Genomic DNA, 15,853 nt, shown 5'->3' on the forward strand with positions numbered 1-15,853 from the left:
GGTGCGGCAATTCTCGAACAGCTGCTGCAATTCGGCTCAGCTGCGGTGATTATCAGAAGGAGAAAGCACATGAAGGTCTATATTATTTCCCTGGCCGCCGGGCTATTGGTAGGCGTAATTTACGCGCTCCTGCAAGTGCGCTCGCCAGCTCCGCCTGCGATTGCTCTAATTGGCTTGTTGGGCATGTTGATCGGCGAGCAGGTGGTGCCGACTGTCAAGCGTCTGATTGTCGGCGAGGCGGTCACTGTCTCATGGCTACGCACAGAATGCGTCAGCAAGATTACCGGTGTGGCGGCGCCGAATGTGCTGGCAAAAAAAGAATCGGCGGATTCGAAGGTGGACAACGAAGCTTAATTGCTACGTTCGATAGCGCACGGCTATAAATTGAGTGCATTCCCTAATAGTTGAAGGGGCACGACCAAACATAGAGAGATACAAATGATCCGTAAATTATTCAGTTCAAGTCGTGCACCCATGCTGCTCGCTGGCATCGCACTTACTGCGTTCAACATGCTGAACAGTTTATCAGCGCAAGCTGCAGCTCCTATGGCGCATAACCCAGCGCCAGGGTTTTACCGCATTATGGTTGGTGAATTCGAAATCACGGCGTTGAGCGACGGCACCGTTGATCTGCCGATGAATAAACTGTTAAATCAGAGTCAGAAAAAAACCGATCAGGCCCTGGCCTATGCGTTCGAGCAAAGCCCGCTTGAGACATCTGTAAATACTTTCCTGGTCAACACAGGAAGTAAACTTATTTTGATCGACACCGGTGCCGGCAATCTATTTGGACCGACGCTAGGAAAGTTGATAACAAATTTAAAAGCGTCGGGGTACCAGCCCGAACAGGTCGATGAAATCTATCTCACGCACATGCATCCTGATCACGTGGGCGGCTTAATGGCGAATGGAGCGATTGCATTCCCGAACGCGGTATTACGTGCAGACCGGCATGAATCCGAGTTTTGGTTGAGCAAATCGAACATGGATCGAGCTACGCCGGATAATAAAGGGTTTTTTCAGGGGGCAATTGCGTCGGTGAGTCCATACGTTGAGGCAGAAAAATACATCCCATTTGATGGGGATGCAGAATTGGTGCCTGGAGTGAGTAGCGTCCTTAGTCAAGGTCATACGGTTGGGCATACTAGTTATTTGATACAAAGCAAGGGGCAGAAGTTGCTGCTGATCGGTGACCTGATCCATGTAGCCGCTGTGCAGTTTGATACACCATCTGTCACCATCGCATTTGACAGTGACCAAAAACAGGCTGCTGCTGAGCGGCTGAAAGTTTTTTCCAGTGCCGCTAAGGATGGCATCCTGGTCGGTGCTGCGCATCTGCCGTTTCCAGGTATGGGGCATGTAGGCGTAAATGGCAAAGGATTTCGCTGGATCCCGATGAACTACACGCAAATACGGTAATTTCGCCTGCCTATTTCTTAGGCATGAAAAAGCTGGATTTATCTGGAATTTTTTCGGCAAAAATCTTGCACATCCTGATCCAAATGTATGGTGAAAAGTGTGCTTTCGGCAGGTGGAAGCGCGGGGCAACGGGGCTATTCTGATACAACTTAACCCCGGAGATACCATGAAAAAACTTACCACTGCAGCTGGCGCCCCCGTCGTTGACAATCAAAACATTCAGACTGCGGGACCACGCGGCCCGGCTTTGTTGCAGGATATCTGGTTCCTTGAAAAGCTCGCGCATTTCGACCGCGAAGTGATTCCTGAGCGCCGGATGCACGCGAAGGGAGCCGGCGCATATGGAAGCTTCACCGTGACCCACGATATTACCCGCTATACCAAAGCAAAGCTGTTTGCGGAAGTGGGTAAGAAAACCGCGATGTTTGTTCGTTTCTCCACCGTGGCTGGTGAGCGCGGGGCGGCGGATGCAGAACGCGATATCCGCGGTTTTGCAATGAAATTCTATACGGAAGATGGGAACTGGGATTTGGTGGGTAACAATACCCCGGTGTTCTTCATGCGAGATCCCCTCAAGTTTCCAGATCTGAACCACGCGATCAAACGCGACCCACGCACAGGTTTGCGCAATGCGAACAGCAACTGGGATTTTTGGACCATGTTGCCTGAAGCCTTGCATCAGGTCACTGTGGTCATGAGCGATCGGGGTTTGCCGCGTACTTACCGACATATGCACGGATTTGGCAGCCATACCTATAGCTTCCTGAATCAAGAAAATGAGCGTTTTTGGGTGAAATTTACATTCAAGACCCAGCAAGGCATTGAAAATTTGACCGACGCCGAAGCGGAAGCCTTGATTGGCCGCGATCGGGAGAGCGCGCAACGCGATTTATACGAAAGCGTCGAGCAGAAAGATTTTCCGCGCTGGACGCTGTTTGTCCAGATTATGCCAGAGGAAGACGCAGCGACTTATCACATCAATCCATTCGATCTGACCAAGGTTTGGCCACATAAGGACTATCCGCTGATCGAGGTTGGTGTGATGGAACTAAATCGCAACGCTGAGAATTTCTTTGCAGAGGTCGAGCAAGCTGCATTTAATCCCGCTCAGATCGTGCCTGGCATCAGTTTTTCTCCGGACAAGATGTTACAGGGGCGGCTGTTTTCATACGGCGACGCGCAGCGTTATCGATTGGGCGTAAATCATCATCAGATTCCAGTCAATGCGCCGAAATGCCCCTTCCATAGCTATCATCGGGATGGCCAGATGCGGATGGACGGCAATCAAGGAGGAACGACTGCCTATGAGCCGAACAGCGTCGGCGAATGGCAGGAGCAACCGGATTTTCGTGAGCCTCCCTTGGCTATCAGCGGGGCCGCAGGCCATTGGAACCATCGCGTCGACGAGGATTATTATTCACAACCCGGAGTGTTGTTCCGGCTGATGACGCCAGTTCAGCAACAGCTGCTCTTTGATAATACCGCCCGTGCAATGCGCGGTGTCTCCAATGAAGTGAAGGCGCGTCACGTCGGCAACTGCCTCAAAGCCGATCCGGCATACGGCGCTGGCGTAGCCGAGGCACTGCGCAAGATCGCGTCGTAAATCGAATGATATTCACTGCCGGGACAGCGCCTCTGGCTCGGTCCCGGCGTGACGAACGCGAAACATCCGGTCGTTCAATCCATTTTGGGTTTAATAATCATGAGTGATCTACATAGTGCCGGTGTCCCGTCCGCAGATGTTTCTGATCTGAATTTCCAATCTCCGGCATTGCGTCCTCACGCAGGTAGAACGCCGGTAGCAAATCCGGTTGATATCGAGAGCCGTCGAAAGCAGATTTTCCCGGTACTGACAATGGCTGAGATAAGCGCAACAATGCGCTTTGGGATTGTGCACCATTGGCGTCCAGGGGAAACCATTTTCCGGGCGGGCAAAGCCTCCGGCGGCATGCATATAATTCTGGCAGGTTGGGTGGTGATTAGCCGGCATGATGGCCTGAACAGGCAATTTACGGTAGCACATCACGGTCCGGGGGAATTTACAGCGGAGATCAGTCAGCTATCGGACCGGCCGTCGCTCGTTGAAGGCACTGCCATCGGCGAAGTAAGTACTTTGCAGATCAGTTCATTGATGTTACGTCGCTTGATCGTCAGCCACGCAGATTTGGGCGAGCGTATCATGCGCGCATTGATTTTGCGTCGCATGAATCTCCTCGATACCGGGGAGTGCGGCCCGGCCCTTGTCGGCCGGCTTGGCAACCCGGATATGGTGAGGCTTCAAAATTTCCTGACCAGCAACGGGCATCCGCATACCGTGCTTGATCCAGATGACGACCCGGCCGCTGCCGCACTTCTTCAGGTTTATGCGCCGGCGCCACAACAAATGCCTTTAGTGATTTATCCGGACGGGGGAGTCGGCTTTAACCCCAGCGAAAACGCCTTGGCAAGGAATCTGGGGATGTTGCCTCTGTTGGAAAGCTCTCAGGTATATGACGTCCTCATCGTCGGCGCAGGGCCGGCGGGACTGGCAGCAGCAGTCTATGCAGCGTCGGAAGGCTTGTCAGTTTTAGTCCTTGAGCAGCACGCTTTTGGCGGTCAGGCGGGAGCCAGCGCCCGAATCGAAAATTACCTTGGTTTTCCAACTGGAATATCCGGTCAAGAGCTGGCTGGTCGCGCTTATGTTCAGGCGCAAAAATTCGGTGCAGAAATTGCAGTTCCGCTATGCGTGGTTGATTTGTGCTGTGATACCACACCACGTCGCGCTGTATTGAACGACGCCAGTTATGTGCAGGAAAAAACGGTGGTGATCGCATCTGGCGCGCGCTATAGGCGCCTGGATCTGGCGGGGGTAGAGCGCTTCGAAGGAAGATGTATCCACTATTGGGCATCGCCCATCGAAGCAAAGCTTTGTTTTGAACAGGAAATTGTATTGGTGGGAGGCGGAAACTCAGCAGGGCAGGCGGCCGTTTTTCTCGCTTCGCATGCACTCAAGGTACACATGGTCGTACGCGGACCTGGATTGACGGACAGTATGTCTGCCTATCTGATAGAACGCATCGCAACAACGGAAAACATAAGCCTTCATACCGATTCGATTGTGTCTGCGTTGGACGGCTCTGACGAAGGGCTTGAAGCGGTAAGGTTGTTACAGCATGGTTGCGAGAGAATAATTTCCACGTCCAGGCTGTTTTTATTTATAGGCGCCGAACCTCAAACCGATTGGTTGCATAGCTGCGGATTGAATCTCGATCAGAAAGGATTTGTCCTTACCGGGCAGGCCTCCAATGCCGGAGTTGCGGGCGCTTCTGGATTAGCAGCGAGCGCACCGGGAATATTTGCTATAGGTGATGTGCGTGCAGGTTCCGTTAAACGCGTTGCTGCAGCCGTTGGCGAGGGAGCTGCCGTAGTCGCGCAAATTCACGCCTACCTCAGCAACTCAGATCGCCTCACGTCAAAAGATGCTTAGCAGGCCGCGTCGGGCCGCAACAGTTGCTGCTTCGGTCCGACTTGCAACATTGAGCTTCGCAAGGATATTATTCACATGGAATTTTACGGTGCCGACTTCAATCCCGGCGCTGCGCGCTATCATCTTGTTACTCTTCCCGGTGGCCAGATGAACGAGAATTTCCAGTTCGCGTTTAGACAGTCTGTTTGTCTCCATCCGCTCGGCCAATTTCGATGCAACTTCAGTCGGCAAGAATTTGCTTCCTGCGGCGACAGTCTTTATGCATTTGATCAGTTGCTCCATTCCTGAGTCTTTGAGCAAATATGCTTGTGCACCCGCGTGTAGACCCCGGTAGACATCCTCTTCGCCTTGGTACGATGTTAGGATCACGATACACGCGTTGGGATTTATGTGGCGAATACGGCCGATTGTTTCAACCCCGTTCATTTCCGGCATATTGAGGTCCATGAGAACCACGTTTGGACGCAATTGCTCGTAATAATCCAATGCCTGGCGTCCGTCCGAGGCCTGAGCCACCAGATGAAACCCGGGTGTAGCATTAATCAACGATGTAAGACCCGCGAGTATCAGCGGATGGTCGTCCGCGATCAGAATTGAAATGGTTTCCATATCACGTAAATTTCTTGTCGGAATTCAGAATTTTGTTATTGCCGGACATTCCAATCCGCGCGCCGTCCGGCGGCAAACTGACATGGAAGGAAGTACCGTTTGGTTGTCGCGATGTGCACCAAATTCGCCCGCCATGAGACTCAACAATTGAACGGCAGATTGTCAGCCCCATACCCATACCATCGGACTTGCTCGAAAAAAGAGGATCGAACAGGCATTCGGCTGAATTGGCGTCAATGCCTATGCCATTGTCTTCGATGCTGAAGCTGACGGTTCCGGAGGTATCTACGATCGCAGATCGAACGTCCAGCAAACGCGTTCTGCCCTCGATGCAGCTCATTGCGTCAATCGCGTTCAACAAAAGATTCATCATGACCTGTTGCAATTGCGCTCGATCGGCATTGAGCAAGCGTGTGCCAAGCGTAAATTGGGTACGGACTCCGATCTTACGTTTTTGTAATTCAGCTCGAAGTAGTAGTAACACCTCCCGAATTGCATCGTCCACTACAAAAGGAGCAATTTCAGGCCCGGATTTACACGCCATGCCTCTAATGCTTCGGATCACGCTCCCCGCAGAATTACCCGCTTGAAGTATCAGCTTTAAGGCATCCCTGACCTGGGTTAATTGTGCTGGCTCTTGCCGCAACCAACATAGCGCAGCATCGGCATTTAGTACGATGGCGGCTAAAGGCTGACTGACCTCGTGGCCAATTGATGCAGCGAATTGCCCCATTGTTGTTATCCGCGCCGCACGGGCAAGTTCGCCCTGTGCAAGGCGTAATGCTTCATCAGAACGTTTTTGATCACTGACGTCTATTATTGATCCGAAAAATTCCAACTGGCCAGCGCGGTTGAGTTCGACCCGTCCGACGCTTCGCAGATGACGCAGGGTGCCGTCAGGCAGCGTAACGCGAAATTCTTGCTGCAGGCTTTGGCCCGCGTTTAGCACCTCGTATATTTCGCTTTCGACCTGCGGCCTGTCGTCGCAATGGACGCGCTCCATGAATTCGTCGATAGTAACTGTATGGGGTGGAGGATCAAAATCCAGTATTCGAATCAGCTCCTCGCAACAATTAATTTCACCGGTTTCAATATTCCATCGCCAGATGCCGGATTGGGTAAGCATCCGCGCGATTTCGAGAGACGTTTCGCTGGCTTTCAGAGCATCTTCGGTGTTTCGGCGACGCTCAATTTCCAATTGCAATTGATTGGATAGATGGGCGTTTTCGAGCGAAAGCGCTGCTTGTGTCGGTAACAGCTCTTTTGGAAGACTGCATAGTGGCACACCTCCTGGATCTGGAAAAATAAGTGCAGACTCCTCTTGGTCGCCTGGCTCTAGCGATAGGGACATCAAGGTCCAATTGGGGTCTGGTCGCTTTCGCAGATTGAACTCGCACTCTAAAAGATGTCGTGCTTCCGGATTTTGAGCATGGCTGGCAGGCAAGGCTACCAATGCGGTTTCCATAGCGGTGCAGGCCATGCGTTCTGCCCGGTGCAAGACTATCAAACGGTTCGCGTGCAACGGTACGAGTTTCGACGCCGATAAATCGATCATAGGCTGGCTGTTCAATATTGCGTTCATACGTTTGTACGATTCAATTTTGGGTTCATGCAGTCAGGCGTAGTGTGCATTGTTTTTTTTTAAATGCCCGTGTCAATTGTGAGAAGTTGATAGAAAAATTCATTGCGATAAAAACGAAGGGATGCTGAGATTATGCTTGGCGAAGCGGGATTGTCGTTTATACGAAAGGGGTATTGATATTGATCTTTGTGTCGGTTCAGTTAAAGGCGGAACAAGATGCTTCCTGGACTCATTTTAGGGAATATCCGATCAAAGATTGTTATGTTTCACCCCTTCCATACTGTATGATTTAATTGAACAATCTTGAGGAGAGCGTCTTGGATCGCCTGAAAGCTATGCAGACCTTCGTGCGAATTGTTGAGGCCAACAGTTTTTCGAAAGCAGCTGAAACGTTAAATTTGCAACGTGCATCATTGACTTCGACGTTGCAAAACCTGGAGGCTTTTCTGGGAACCCGGCTTTTGCAAAGATCTACTCGCCGCCTGTCCCTGACGCCGGATGGCGCCGAGTATTTTGAAAAATGTACCCAAATCCTTGCTGCTATTGAGGAGATTGAAAGCAGTTTTCGTGATCATAGCCAGAAGGGACCTAAGGGCAAGCTACGTATCGATATGCCGGGCGCCGTTGGGCGCCATGTGGTGCTTCCTCGCATTGCCGAGTTCTATGATGCGTACCCGGAACTGGAGCTGGTCTTGAGCCTCACAGACCGCTTGGTTGACATGACACAGGAGGGTGTCGATTGCGCTCTGCGTGCCGGGAGCCTGCAAGACTCTTCTCTCGTCGGCCGACAGATTGGCAGCATGCAGTTCGTCACTTGCGCGTCGCCATCTTATTTGAAACGTTACGGCACCCCCCGCACGATTGACGAATTGCAGCACCATCGCATGGTGACACACTGTTCTGGAAGAACCGGACGGGCGTTTGATTGGGACTTTCAGGTGGAGGGGACGGTGGTGAAAGTTGAAATGACGAGCGTCGTCTCGGTAAATGATGCCGATGCTCATGTAACTTGCGGTCTTCAGGGCCTCGGCCTGATACAGCCTGCACGGTACCAGGTACGAGAATATCTGGACAGTGGTGATTTGGTGGAAGTCTTTTCTCAATGGTTGCCAGTACCCATGCCGGTATCATTGTTATATCCACAAAATCGAAGAAATGTGGCAAAGCTTCGATTATTCGCCGATTGGGTAGAGGAAATTTTTCGTCAGCACGTCGATTTCAACCAGCCGAAATAATCAGTGCTGTCATGCATCGAGATTTGTGAGTTGCCTCGCATGATTCTCTTTCTAGTCGGCACTGTATGAATTACAGCGCCGACCATGCATCGTTTAAGACTTCAAGAATGCGAGCAAATCTGCATTCAATTTATCTTTGTGAGTGGTTGGCAAACCATGAGGTGCGCCGTCATAGATAAGCAACTTCGCGTTTTTGACGATTTTCGCAGAAGCCTTGCCGGACGTATCGATAGGCACAATTTGGTCATCGCTGCCATGAACGATCAGAGTTGGCATATCCATTTTCTTTAAATCTTCGGTGAAGTCGGTTTCCGAAAATTGTTTGATGCAATCGTACGCGTTTTTAATCCCGCACTGCATGCCTTGAGCCCAGAATGTATCACGGACACCTTGGGAAGGCTTGGAGCCAGGGCGGTTGTAACCGTAAAACGGGGTCGTCAAGTCTTTGAAGAATTGTGAGCGATCGGCTAGAACCGAACTCCGAATGCCGTCGAATACGGACATCGGCAAACCGTTAGGATTATTGGCGGATTTAACCATTTGCGGAGGCACTGCACCTACCAGCACCGCCTTGGCGACGCGCTTGCTACCGTGACGTCCGATGTAACGCGCTACCTCGCCACCGCCGGTGGAATGACCAACCATAGTCGCACCTTTCAGATCCAGGGCATCCATCAATGTTGCTAGGTCGTCGGCGTATGTGTCCATGTCATTGCCGGTCCAAGGTTGGCTCGACAGGCCGTGTCCGCGACGATCATGTGCAATTACGCGATAGCCGTTAGTAGCCAAGAACATCATTTGGTCTTCCCAAGCGTCGCCCTGTAGCGGCCAGCCATGGCTGAACACGACAACCGGGCCTGTTCCCCAGTCCTTGTAATGAATCAGCGTGCCGTCTTTGGTTGTGACGGTGTTACCCGTGTGTTTGCCTACGCTGTCGCCAGACGTCGGTTTGGCGGAAGCTGCGGCGGCATTCGAAGATGCCAGAACGGCGGTGGCTGCGCCGGCAGCAACGCCTGCTGCGGAGACCAGTAATTTGCGGCGTGAGCTGATTTCTTCACGTTCGATTTTCTTGGACATGATATTGGCCTTTCTTGGTGAATGGTAGGGGTATGTTAAATACCGTGGGCGCTTGAATAAGCAATGAGAAGTCTAGTCGCGCGACTAGTAACCTGCTACTACCAAAAGACCAGTAGCAGGCCACATCGAACATCGGCTTGTCGTGCAACGCGGTTGACCGGATTTGCCATGTGCAAAAGCATCCTGGATGGGGTGGCGGGGGCATCTTCAATCCGATCTACTTCTCTGTGGTTCCGCATGATAAAACGTCGTTCTTGAGTTTGGAGAAGAAGCTTTCAGCCACGGCATTGTCATGGCAATTGCCTTTGCGACTCATGCTTGGACCAGCCCGGTTCTGATCAAGTACGGCCCGATAGGCGGAAACTCCATAGACAGTGCCTTGGCCGATGTGGCAAATCCGGCCGGCGGCTGGTTTGCGCTGGGCAAAGGCCATCTTCAGAACAGCAATCTGCAGGATGTCTCTTTCCATTTTTCTATTGTTATCGGTCATCCAATGATCAGTACAGCTATCCTTTCTGAATCGGTGCCTGCACATTGATTAAAAATGATATATGATGATCGTCATGAATGCGAAATCTACCAAACACACTGTCGTAAGCCGCAAGGAAGCCACGCACGAGCGTATCGTGGAAGTGGCGGCTCGCGCCATCCGCCGCAGCGGCTACGGAGGTACTGGTGTCGCCGACATCATGAAAGAAGCCGGCCTGACGCACGGCGGTTTCTATGCCCATTTTGAGTCGCGCGACGCTTTGCTGGCGGAAGCCGGGGACCGTGCCGGTGCTGAATCAGTTGCGTTAGCGGCACGCGTGGCGGCGGCCGCGCCGCCGGGGAAAGCGCTGCAGGCCATGATGGAGGCGTATTTGTCGCAGGAGCATATCGCGGCCATCGAGACTGGCTGTCCGGTCTCTGCGCTGGGTTCGGAAATGCCGCGCCAGGCACCGGAAGTGCGACGCGCCGCGACCATTCACATCAAGGAAATGATCGATCTATTCGCCCGCCAATTACCCGACTGGGGGCAGCCGCAGGCGCACGAGCAGGCAATGGCGCTGGTCTGCGCCCTGATTGGCACCACCATGGTTGCGCGTGCCGTTGACGACCCCAAGCTGTCCGCAGCGCTGTGCGCAGCTGCACTGAAGCAATTTATACCGGCTGCCGCTTGAGTTTATCGGCAGTTTTTTTGCATTAAAATATGATGATCATCATATATATTTCACATTAAGGACTAATAATGCCTACTTCTTCTCGAAAAATTGCAGTTGTGACTGGTGCATCATCTGGCATCGGCGCGGTCTATGCCGACCGCTTGGCTAAACGGGGCTATGACCTAGTGCTTATTGCGCGACGCTCGGAGCGCTTGCAATCGCTAGCGGCCAAGATCGCAAGGACGCACGGCGTGAAGGTCGCACTAATGATCGCCGACCTTGAAACGGAGGCTGGTCAGGCTAGCATCGAGCAATTTCTCTCCAATAATTCGGCGGTCAGTGTCTTGGTGAACAATGCTGGCATCGCACGACTCGCCCCAATCTCAGACAGCCCCTTACAGGACTCTTTGACTCAGATCGTGCTGAACATCACAGCCCTGACGCGCTTGACACATGCAGTCCTGCCTGGGATGAAGTCGCGCAATGAGGGACTGATCATCAATGTTTCCTCTGTATTGGCGGTGAACTCCCTGCCAATCAGTTCCGTGTACAGCGGAAGCAAAGCGTTCGTTCTGGCGTTCAGCCGCGGGCTACAGCATGAACTTGCCGATACAGGCGTGAAAGTTCAGGTCGTACTCCCTGCCGCCACGGCCACAGAGATCTGGGACAGGTCCGGCGTGCCCCTGGCGGCTCTCGCTCCGGAGTCCGTAATGTCGACGGATGACCTGGTGGACGCAGCCTTGTCTGCGTTCGATAAAGGCGAAAACATCACCTGGCCTTCGGTGGCTGACGCGGAGTTGATCGAACGCTTTGAATCGGCCCGTCTCGCACTCTTCGCTACGTCACAAACCGGCAAGGTTGCACCGCGCCTTCTACCGGCCTGATTTTACGAATCAAAATATCTTTTTAAGGATTGCCGAAAAATGCTATTTGAAACCTTCTCTCTACGTGCCACCAATCTCAACAATCGGGCCGTGATGTCTCCGCTCACTCGCAGTCGTGCCGTCGAGCACAACACGCCGAACAGCCTGATGGCTACCTACTATTCGCAGCGTGCAAGTGCTGGCCTTATTATTACCGAGGGTACTTCTCCATCGCCGAACGGTTTGGGCTATGCGCGCATACCGGGCTTATTCAATGATGCCCATGTACAGGGCTGGAAACTCGTAACGGATGCAGTCCACGGCAAGGGCGGCAAGATCGTCGTTCAGCTGATGCATACGGGGCGAGTGAGCCATCAGGCAAACCTGCCGGTCGGGGCCGAAGTACTGGGGCCATCATCCGACAGATGCCCCGGCGAGATGTGGACCGATAGCCATGGGAGCCAACCGCACACGCCGCCGCGCGAGATGACCGATGGCGACATTGCGGCTGCGATTCATGAGTTTGCAACCGCCGCGCGTCTGGCCATCGCCGCCGGTTTCGATGGAATCGAATTGCACGCTGCCAACGGCTATTTGCTCGAGCAATTCCTGAATGCCAATGTCAACCGCCGAACAGATGGCTACGGAGGTACACCCGAAGGGCGTAACCGGCTAGTGCTTGAGGTCGCCCGCGCCGCCGCAAAGGAGATCGGGGCTGAGCGAGTCGGTATCCGTTTATCGCCACATGGGGTTTTCAATGCCACCGGATCCTTCGCGGAAGTGGATGAGCAGTATGTGGCGCTGGTGAGGGAGTTATCCGCCCTCGGCCTCATGTACATACATGTCCTGGATCACTCGGCGATCGGCGCTCCGCCTGTTCCAGCCAAGCTGAAGGCCGATCTGCGAGCGGCGTTTGACGGTCCCTTCGTTCTTGCCGGCGGTTTCGACAAAGACAGCGCGGAGCAAGCGCTGATTGAAGGCCACTCGGATTTGATAGCGATGGGCCGGGCCTTTTTGGCCAATCCTGACCTGGTTGAACGCATGCGCCAAAACGCGCCGTTGAACGCCCCCGATCCAAGCACGTTCTATACGCCTGGACCGCAGGGTTATACGGACTATTCGGCGCTGGCAGGTTAAGTTCATGAAACGCAACTTCCGTGCTCTCGCGACCTTGTCCGCGCTTCTTTTCTTCGCATTGGCGCTAATCTGGATGTTGGCGCCTCAACTCCTGTTGTCAGATTGGGGAATTGAATTCACATCTTCAGCCGGATTGGTCAGCCGGCGTGCGGCAGCGCTGTATGCAGGAATCGCCGTCATGCTCTTCTCAGCCAGAAATGCCGAGTCGTCAACGGCTCGATCAGCGTTGATCAAAGGTGTTGTGGCTGCCTGTTTCATGCTCGCGACACTGGGGATCCTTGAATTGGTGACAGGGAATGCCTCCCCCAGAATCCTGATAGCCGTTTTCATCGAAGTCGCGCTCATGCTGGCGTTCTTGTTTGTAGGGTGTGGCCACCCCGCCCAGTCGGACAGCAACCATCGGCGTAGAAAAGCGTAATCCAGCAACGACCGCCTGTGTTGAGAAGCTGGATAACGTCTCCGCCAGTACTCGAACAGGATGCATATTTAACGAAAACAAAGAAGGCAATAGAATAATGAAGGCACTTATCTTAAAACGTTACGGCAAGGCCGATCACATCGCGTTTGCCGATATTCCTCGGCCTGAGATCAGACCGGATGAGATGCTGGTCCAGGTGCACGCCGCCGGCCTCAATCCGATTGATTACAAGATTCCGAAAGGAATGTTTAAGCCTATCCTCAAGTTTCAGCTGCCGGCTACGCTGGGGAGCGATCTGGCAGGTGTCGTGGTGGAAGTCGGCAGTCGCGTGACCCGCTTTAAGGTCGGCGATGCTGTGTTCGCCAGCATCTTCGATCTGGGCGGCGGCTCTCTTGCTGAGTTTGCCGCCGTGCCCGAGCATGCCGCTGCGCTTAAACCTGTCAATCTGGACTTTGTGCAAGCCGCCTCGATTCCGATGGTCGGACTTACATCGTGGCAAGCGTTCACTGAACGCGCACGGCTTAAGCCTGGGCAGAAGGTGTTTATCCCAGCAGGTGCGGGAGGCATAGGAACGTTCGCGATCCAGCTGGCAAATCACCTCGGTGCAAAGGTAGGGACCACCACCAGCACGGGTAACGTGGATCTGGTGCGTAGCCTCGGCGCTGACGAGGTGATTGATTACAAGAAGCAGGAATTTGAGGAAGTGCTGCGGGGTTATGACGTCGTCCTGGGTACGATCAGCGGAGATGGGCTCGAAAAGACATTGCAGATTGCAAAGCCCGGAAGCAGTGTCGTCTCGCTCGTCGGCCCGCCGGATGCCGCCTTCGCACGCGCACGCGGAATGAATTTTTTGATGATGTTCGTATTAGGCCTGTTGAGCCGTAAGATCATCCGGCTCGCAAAACAGCGTGACGCCTCATATTCGTTCCTGTTCGTGCGTCCAGATGGCCGTCAACTCGCTAAGATCGGCGAGCTGCTTGAGACATCGCGCATCCGTCCGGTGATTGATAAGGTAGTTCCGTTCGTTCAAGCGAAGGAGGGACTGGCTTATCTCGAAGGGGGGCGGGCCAAGGGGAAGGTCGTTGTGCAGATGGTGAGCACGTGATCGTACCTTCAAAAAAATGGCGCAGATCCGGTTGTAGGGCTTGATCGATTTTAAGGAACAGATCGCGCCCCATCTTGGCGCGCGAGTATACTGAGCGGAGGACCCGGCGCCGCGATCGACAACATCTGTATCCATGGAAATCGAACACTGGAGGGTGGAATGAAGGCATTCATCATTGACCGTTATGAAAGCAGCAACGTGGTTCACGCAAGCGAGATGCCGGAGCCGGAACTGCGGGAAGACGATGTGTTGGTCCAAATCCATGCCGCCAGCGTCAATCCACTGGATCTGAAAATACGCAGCGGCGCGCTCAAATTGATACTGCCTTACCGTTTGCCGCTGATACTCGGAAATGATCTGGCGGGTGTCGTGGTCCGCGCCGGGGCGCGTGTGCGACGTTTCAAGCCTGGTGACGAAGTGTATACGCGACCGGAGCAGGAGCGCATTGGCGCTTTCGCCGAATACATTGCAGTCAGCGAAAATGCGCTGGCGCTCAAGCCCAAGGCGCTTAATATGGAAGATGCCGCGTCCATCCCGCTGGTCGGCTTGACCGGATGGCAGGCGCTGGTTGAGAAGGCGAACCTGAAGAAGGGGCAGAAAGTGTTGATTCATGCTGGTTCCGGCGGCGTCGGCACCTTTGCCATTCAACTAGCAAAGCATCTGGGAGCGTACGTCGCCACCACAACCAGTGCCGCGAATTATGACTGGGTCAAGCGTTTGGGCGCCGATGTCGTCATCGACTACAAAAAAACAGATTTTGAGGCCGTGCTCCACGATTACGACGTCGTACTGGACACGCAGGGCGGCGCAACGCTCATGAAATCAGTCCGTGTGCTTAAGCCTGGCGGCAAGCTGATTTCGATTTCCGGTCCGCCGGATCCGGATTTCGCCAGAGCGATCGGTGCGGCATGGTTCGTCAGAATGGCCATGGGCATGCTCAGTTATCGGATTAGAAAACTAGCAAAACGTCATCAAGTCAGCTACGTCTTTTTGTTTATGCGTGCCGATGGCGAGCAATTGCGTCACATCGCTGAGTTGATCGGGACTGGGGCCATCTGCACCGTGGTGGACAAGATTTTTCCTTTCGCATCCACTCCGGAAGCGCTTGATTACGTTGAGACGGGACGTGCCAAAGGCAAGGTCGTGGTCAAGGTGAGCGCTTAGTTGAAGACCTTGATCGAAAGGCTTCTGGATTACCGGGGGTTGAATGTCGCTTGGCGCTTTGTGAAGCACGATCTGACCAAAAAATCGCAACCAAGCGGATGCTTTAGCTCAAAATATTACTACACATTTTTTTGAAAAAATATATGATGAGCATCATGCGAAATGCAAAATCCATCGCCAGAACGGCAGCCAAGAAAGCCGCACACGAGCGCATCGTGTCCGCCGCTGCGCGGGCGATCCGTCGCAGCGGCTACGACGGAACCAGAGTCGCCGACATCATGAAAGAGGCCGGCCTGACCCATGGCAGCTTCTACGCCCACTTCGCCTCGCGCGAGGCCATGCTGGCGGAAGCAGCGGGGCGGGCCTGTGCGGAGTCGGCAGCCGTCGCGGCAGACGTACCACCCGGTACATCAAAGAAATGGACGATCTTGTTGCCCGCCAGTCACCAGATTGGGGGCAGCCCGGTATCCACGAACGCGCCCTCGTGACCGTCGCCACCATGGTCGGTACCTTGCTGTTGGCCCGCGTCACCGACGAGCCTGCACTATCCGACAGTCTGCGCGCGGCTACCTTGAAGCACCTGCCCATCGCCTGACGCCACTTAAACCTATTGATTTTTAACTCGCTCAACAAATA

The 15,853-nt window shown here is 53.6% G+C and carries 15 protein-coding genes and 1 pseudogene; 13 read left to right on the forward strand and 3 right to left on the reverse strand.

Features of this window, described 5'->3' with window-relative positions; genetic code table 11:
* The first annotated feature begins 69 nt into the window (after positions 1 to 69).
* The 4 genes from BLV81_RS02400 to BLV81_RS02415 all read left to right on the forward strand — a co-directional run bounded on the left by BLV81_RS02400 (position 70) and on the right by BLV81_RS02415 (position 4,885).
* Positions 70 to 354: a XapX domain-containing protein gene (locus BLV81_RS02400; protein ID WP_092352027.1), complete on the forward strand. Its 285-nt coding sequence runs from the start codon at positions 70 to 72 to the stop codon at positions 352 to 354.
* 84 nt (positions 355 to 438) lie between these two features.
* The gene (locus tag BLV81_RS02405; protein WP_092352029.1) at positions 439 to 1,419 is read left to right on the forward strand and encodes an MBL fold metallo-hydrolase; all 981 of its coding nucleotides are present in this window, start codon (positions 439 to 441) and stop codon (positions 1,417 to 1,419) included.
* A 166-nt stretch (positions 1,420 to 1,585) separates the two neighbouring features.
* Positions 1,586 to 3,022: a catalase gene (locus BLV81_RS02410; protein WP_092352031.1), complete on the forward strand. Its 1,437-nt coding sequence runs from the start codon at positions 1,586 to 1,588 to the stop codon at positions 3,020 to 3,022.
* Positions 3,023 to 3,121: 99 nt separating this feature from the next.
* Positions 3,122 to 4,885, forward strand: coding sequence for an FAD-dependent oxidoreductase (locus BLV81_RS02415; protein WP_092352352.1), 1,764 nt, complete (start codon positions 3,122 to 3,124; stop codon positions 4,883 to 4,885).
* Here BLV81_RS02415 and BLV81_RS02420 read toward each other — a convergent pair.
* Both BLV81_RS02420 and BLV81_RS02425 read right to left on the reverse strand, forming a co-directional pair.
* Positions 4,871 to 5,494 carry a response regulator gene (locus tag BLV81_RS02420; RefSeq protein ID WP_092352033.1) on the reverse strand — a complete coding sequence of 208 codons (624 nt, stop codon included), beginning with the start codon at positions 5,492 to 5,494 and terminating at the stop codon, positions 4,871 to 4,873. The genes BLV81_RS02415 and BLV81_RS02420 overlap by 15 nt on opposite strands.
* Before the next feature lies 1 nt (position 5,495).
* Complete coding sequence (locus tag BLV81_RS02425) at positions 5,496 to 7,076, reverse strand: sensor histidine kinase (RefSeq protein ID WP_092352035.1); 1,581 nt, start codon at positions 7,074 to 7,076, stop codon at positions 5,496 to 5,498.
* Positions 7,077 to 7,393: 317 nt separating this feature from the next.
* Between BLV81_RS02425 and BLV81_RS02430 the strand changes: the two genes are divergently transcribed.
* Positions 7,394 to 8,311: a LysR family transcriptional regulator gene (locus tag BLV81_RS02430; protein WP_092352037.1), complete on the forward strand. Its 918-nt coding sequence runs from the start codon at positions 7,394 to 7,396 to the stop codon at positions 8,309 to 8,311.
* A gap of 93 nt (positions 8,312 to 8,404) precedes the next feature.
* On the opposite strand, the gene BLV81_RS02435 is transcribed toward BLV81_RS02430, so the two are convergent.
* On the reverse strand, positions 8,405 to 9,388 hold the full coding sequence (locus BLV81_RS02435) for an alpha/beta fold hydrolase (protein ID WP_092352039.1): 984 nt from the start codon (positions 9,386 to 9,388) through the stop codon (positions 8,405 to 8,407).
* Between the two features lie 292 nt (positions 9,389 to 9,680).
* Between BLV81_RS02435 and BLV81_RS24130 the strand changes: the two genes are divergently transcribed.
* From BLV81_RS24130 to BLV81_RS02475, 8 genes and pseudogenes are all read left to right on the forward strand, one after another.
* Positions 9,681 to 9,926: a hypothetical protein gene (locus tag BLV81_RS24130; protein WP_255364908.1), complete on the forward strand. Its 246-nt coding sequence runs from the start codon at positions 9,681 to 9,683 to the stop codon at positions 9,924 to 9,926.
* A 13-nt stretch (positions 9,927 to 9,939) separates the two neighbouring features.
* Positions 9,940 to 10,548: a TetR/AcrR family transcriptional regulator gene (locus BLV81_RS02445; protein ID WP_092352043.1), complete on the forward strand. Its 609-nt coding sequence runs from the start codon at positions 9,940 to 9,942 to the stop codon at positions 10,546 to 10,548.
* Positions 10,549 to 10,616: 68 nt separating this feature from the next.
* Complete coding sequence (locus BLV81_RS02450; RefSeq protein ID WP_218134237.1) at positions 10,617 to 11,414, forward strand: SDR family NAD(P)-dependent oxidoreductase; 798 nt, start codon at positions 10,617 to 10,619, stop codon at positions 11,412 to 11,414.
* Between the two features lie 39 nt (positions 11,415 to 11,453).
* Entirely contained in the window at positions 11,454 to 12,530 is a 1,077-nt protein-coding gene (locus tag BLV81_RS02455) for an alkene reductase (protein WP_092352047.1), read from the forward strand.
* Positions 12,531 to 12,534: 4 nt separating this feature from the next.
* Positions 12,535 to 12,948 (forward strand): hypothetical protein, encoded by a 414-nt coding sequence (locus tag BLV81_RS02460; protein ID WP_092352049.1) that lies wholly within the window; start codon positions 12,535 to 12,537, stop codon positions 12,946 to 12,948.
* A gap of 97 nt (positions 12,949 to 13,045) precedes the next feature.
* Complete coding sequence (locus tag BLV81_RS02465) at positions 13,046 to 14,053, forward strand: NADP-dependent oxidoreductase (protein WP_092352051.1); 1,008 nt, start codon at positions 13,046 to 13,048, stop codon at positions 14,051 to 14,053.
* A gap of 159 nt (positions 14,054 to 14,212) precedes the next feature.
* Positions 14,213 to 15,217, forward strand: a complete 1,005-nt coding sequence (locus tag BLV81_RS02470) for an NADP-dependent oxidoreductase (RefSeq protein ID WP_092352053.1) — start codon at positions 14,213 to 14,215, stop codon at positions 15,215 to 15,217.
* A 143-nt stretch (positions 15,218 to 15,360) separates the two neighbouring features.
* A pseudogene (locus BLV81_RS02475) lies at positions 15,361 to 15,812 on the forward strand (TetR/AcrR family transcriptional regulator).
* Positions 15,813 to 15,853 lie beyond the last annotated feature (41 nt).

Source organism: Collimonas sp. OK242 (genome assembly GCF_900107095.1).
In the GTDB taxonomy this organism is placed as follows: Bacteria; Pseudomonadota; Gammaproteobacteria; order Burkholderiales; family Burkholderiaceae_D; genus Collimonas.

Coding starts and splice junctions, on each gene's coding strand:
- BLV81_RS02400 (WP_092352027.1), top strand. CDS start 70: ATGAAGGTCTATATTATTTCCCTGGCCGCCGGGCTATTGGTAGGCGTA.
- BLV81_RS02405 (WP_092352029.1), top strand. CDS start 439: ATGATCCGTAAATTATTCAGTTCAAGTCGTGCACCCATGCTGCTCGCT.
- BLV81_RS02410 (WP_092352031.1), top strand. CDS start 1,586: ATGAAAAAACTTACCACTGCAGCTGGCGCCCCCGTCGTTGACAATCAA.
- BLV81_RS02415 (WP_092352352.1), top strand. CDS start 3,122: ATGAGTGATCTACATAGTGCCGGTGTCCCGTCCGCAGATGTTTCTGAT.
- BLV81_RS02420 (WP_092352033.1), bottom strand. CDS start 5,494: ATGGAAACCATTTCAATTCTGATCGCGGACGACCATCCGCTGATACTC.
- BLV81_RS02425 (WP_092352035.1), bottom strand. CDS start 7,076: ATGAACGCAATATTGAACAGCCAGCCTATGATCGATTTATCGGCGTCG.
- BLV81_RS02435 (WP_092352039.1), bottom strand. CDS start 9,388: ATGTCCAAGAAAATCGAACGTGAAGAAATCAGCTCACGCCGCAAATTA.
- BLV81_RS24130 (WP_255364908.1), top strand. CDS start 9,681: ATGGCAATTGCCTTTGCGACTCATGCTTGGACCAGCCCGGTTCTGATC.
- BLV81_RS02445 (WP_092352043.1), top strand. CDS start 9,940: ATGATGATCGTCATGAATGCGAAATCTACCAAACACACTGTCGTAAGC.
- BLV81_RS02450 (WP_218134237.1), top strand. CDS start 10,617: ATGCCTACTTCTTCTCGAAAAATTGCAGTTGTGACTGGTGCATCATCT.
- BLV81_RS02455 (WP_092352047.1), top strand. CDS start 11,454: ATGCTATTTGAAACCTTCTCTCTACGTGCCACCAATCTCAACAATCGG.
- BLV81_RS02460 (WP_092352049.1), top strand. CDS start 12,535: ATGAAACGCAACTTCCGTGCTCTCGCGACCTTGTCCGCGCTTCTTTTC.
- BLV81_RS02465 (WP_092352051.1), top strand. CDS start 13,046: ATGAAGGCACTTATCTTAAAACGTTACGGCAAGGCCGATCACATCGCG.
- BLV81_RS02470 (WP_092352053.1), top strand. CDS start 14,213: ATGAAGGCATTCATCATTGACCGTTATGAAAGCAGCAACGTGGTTCAC.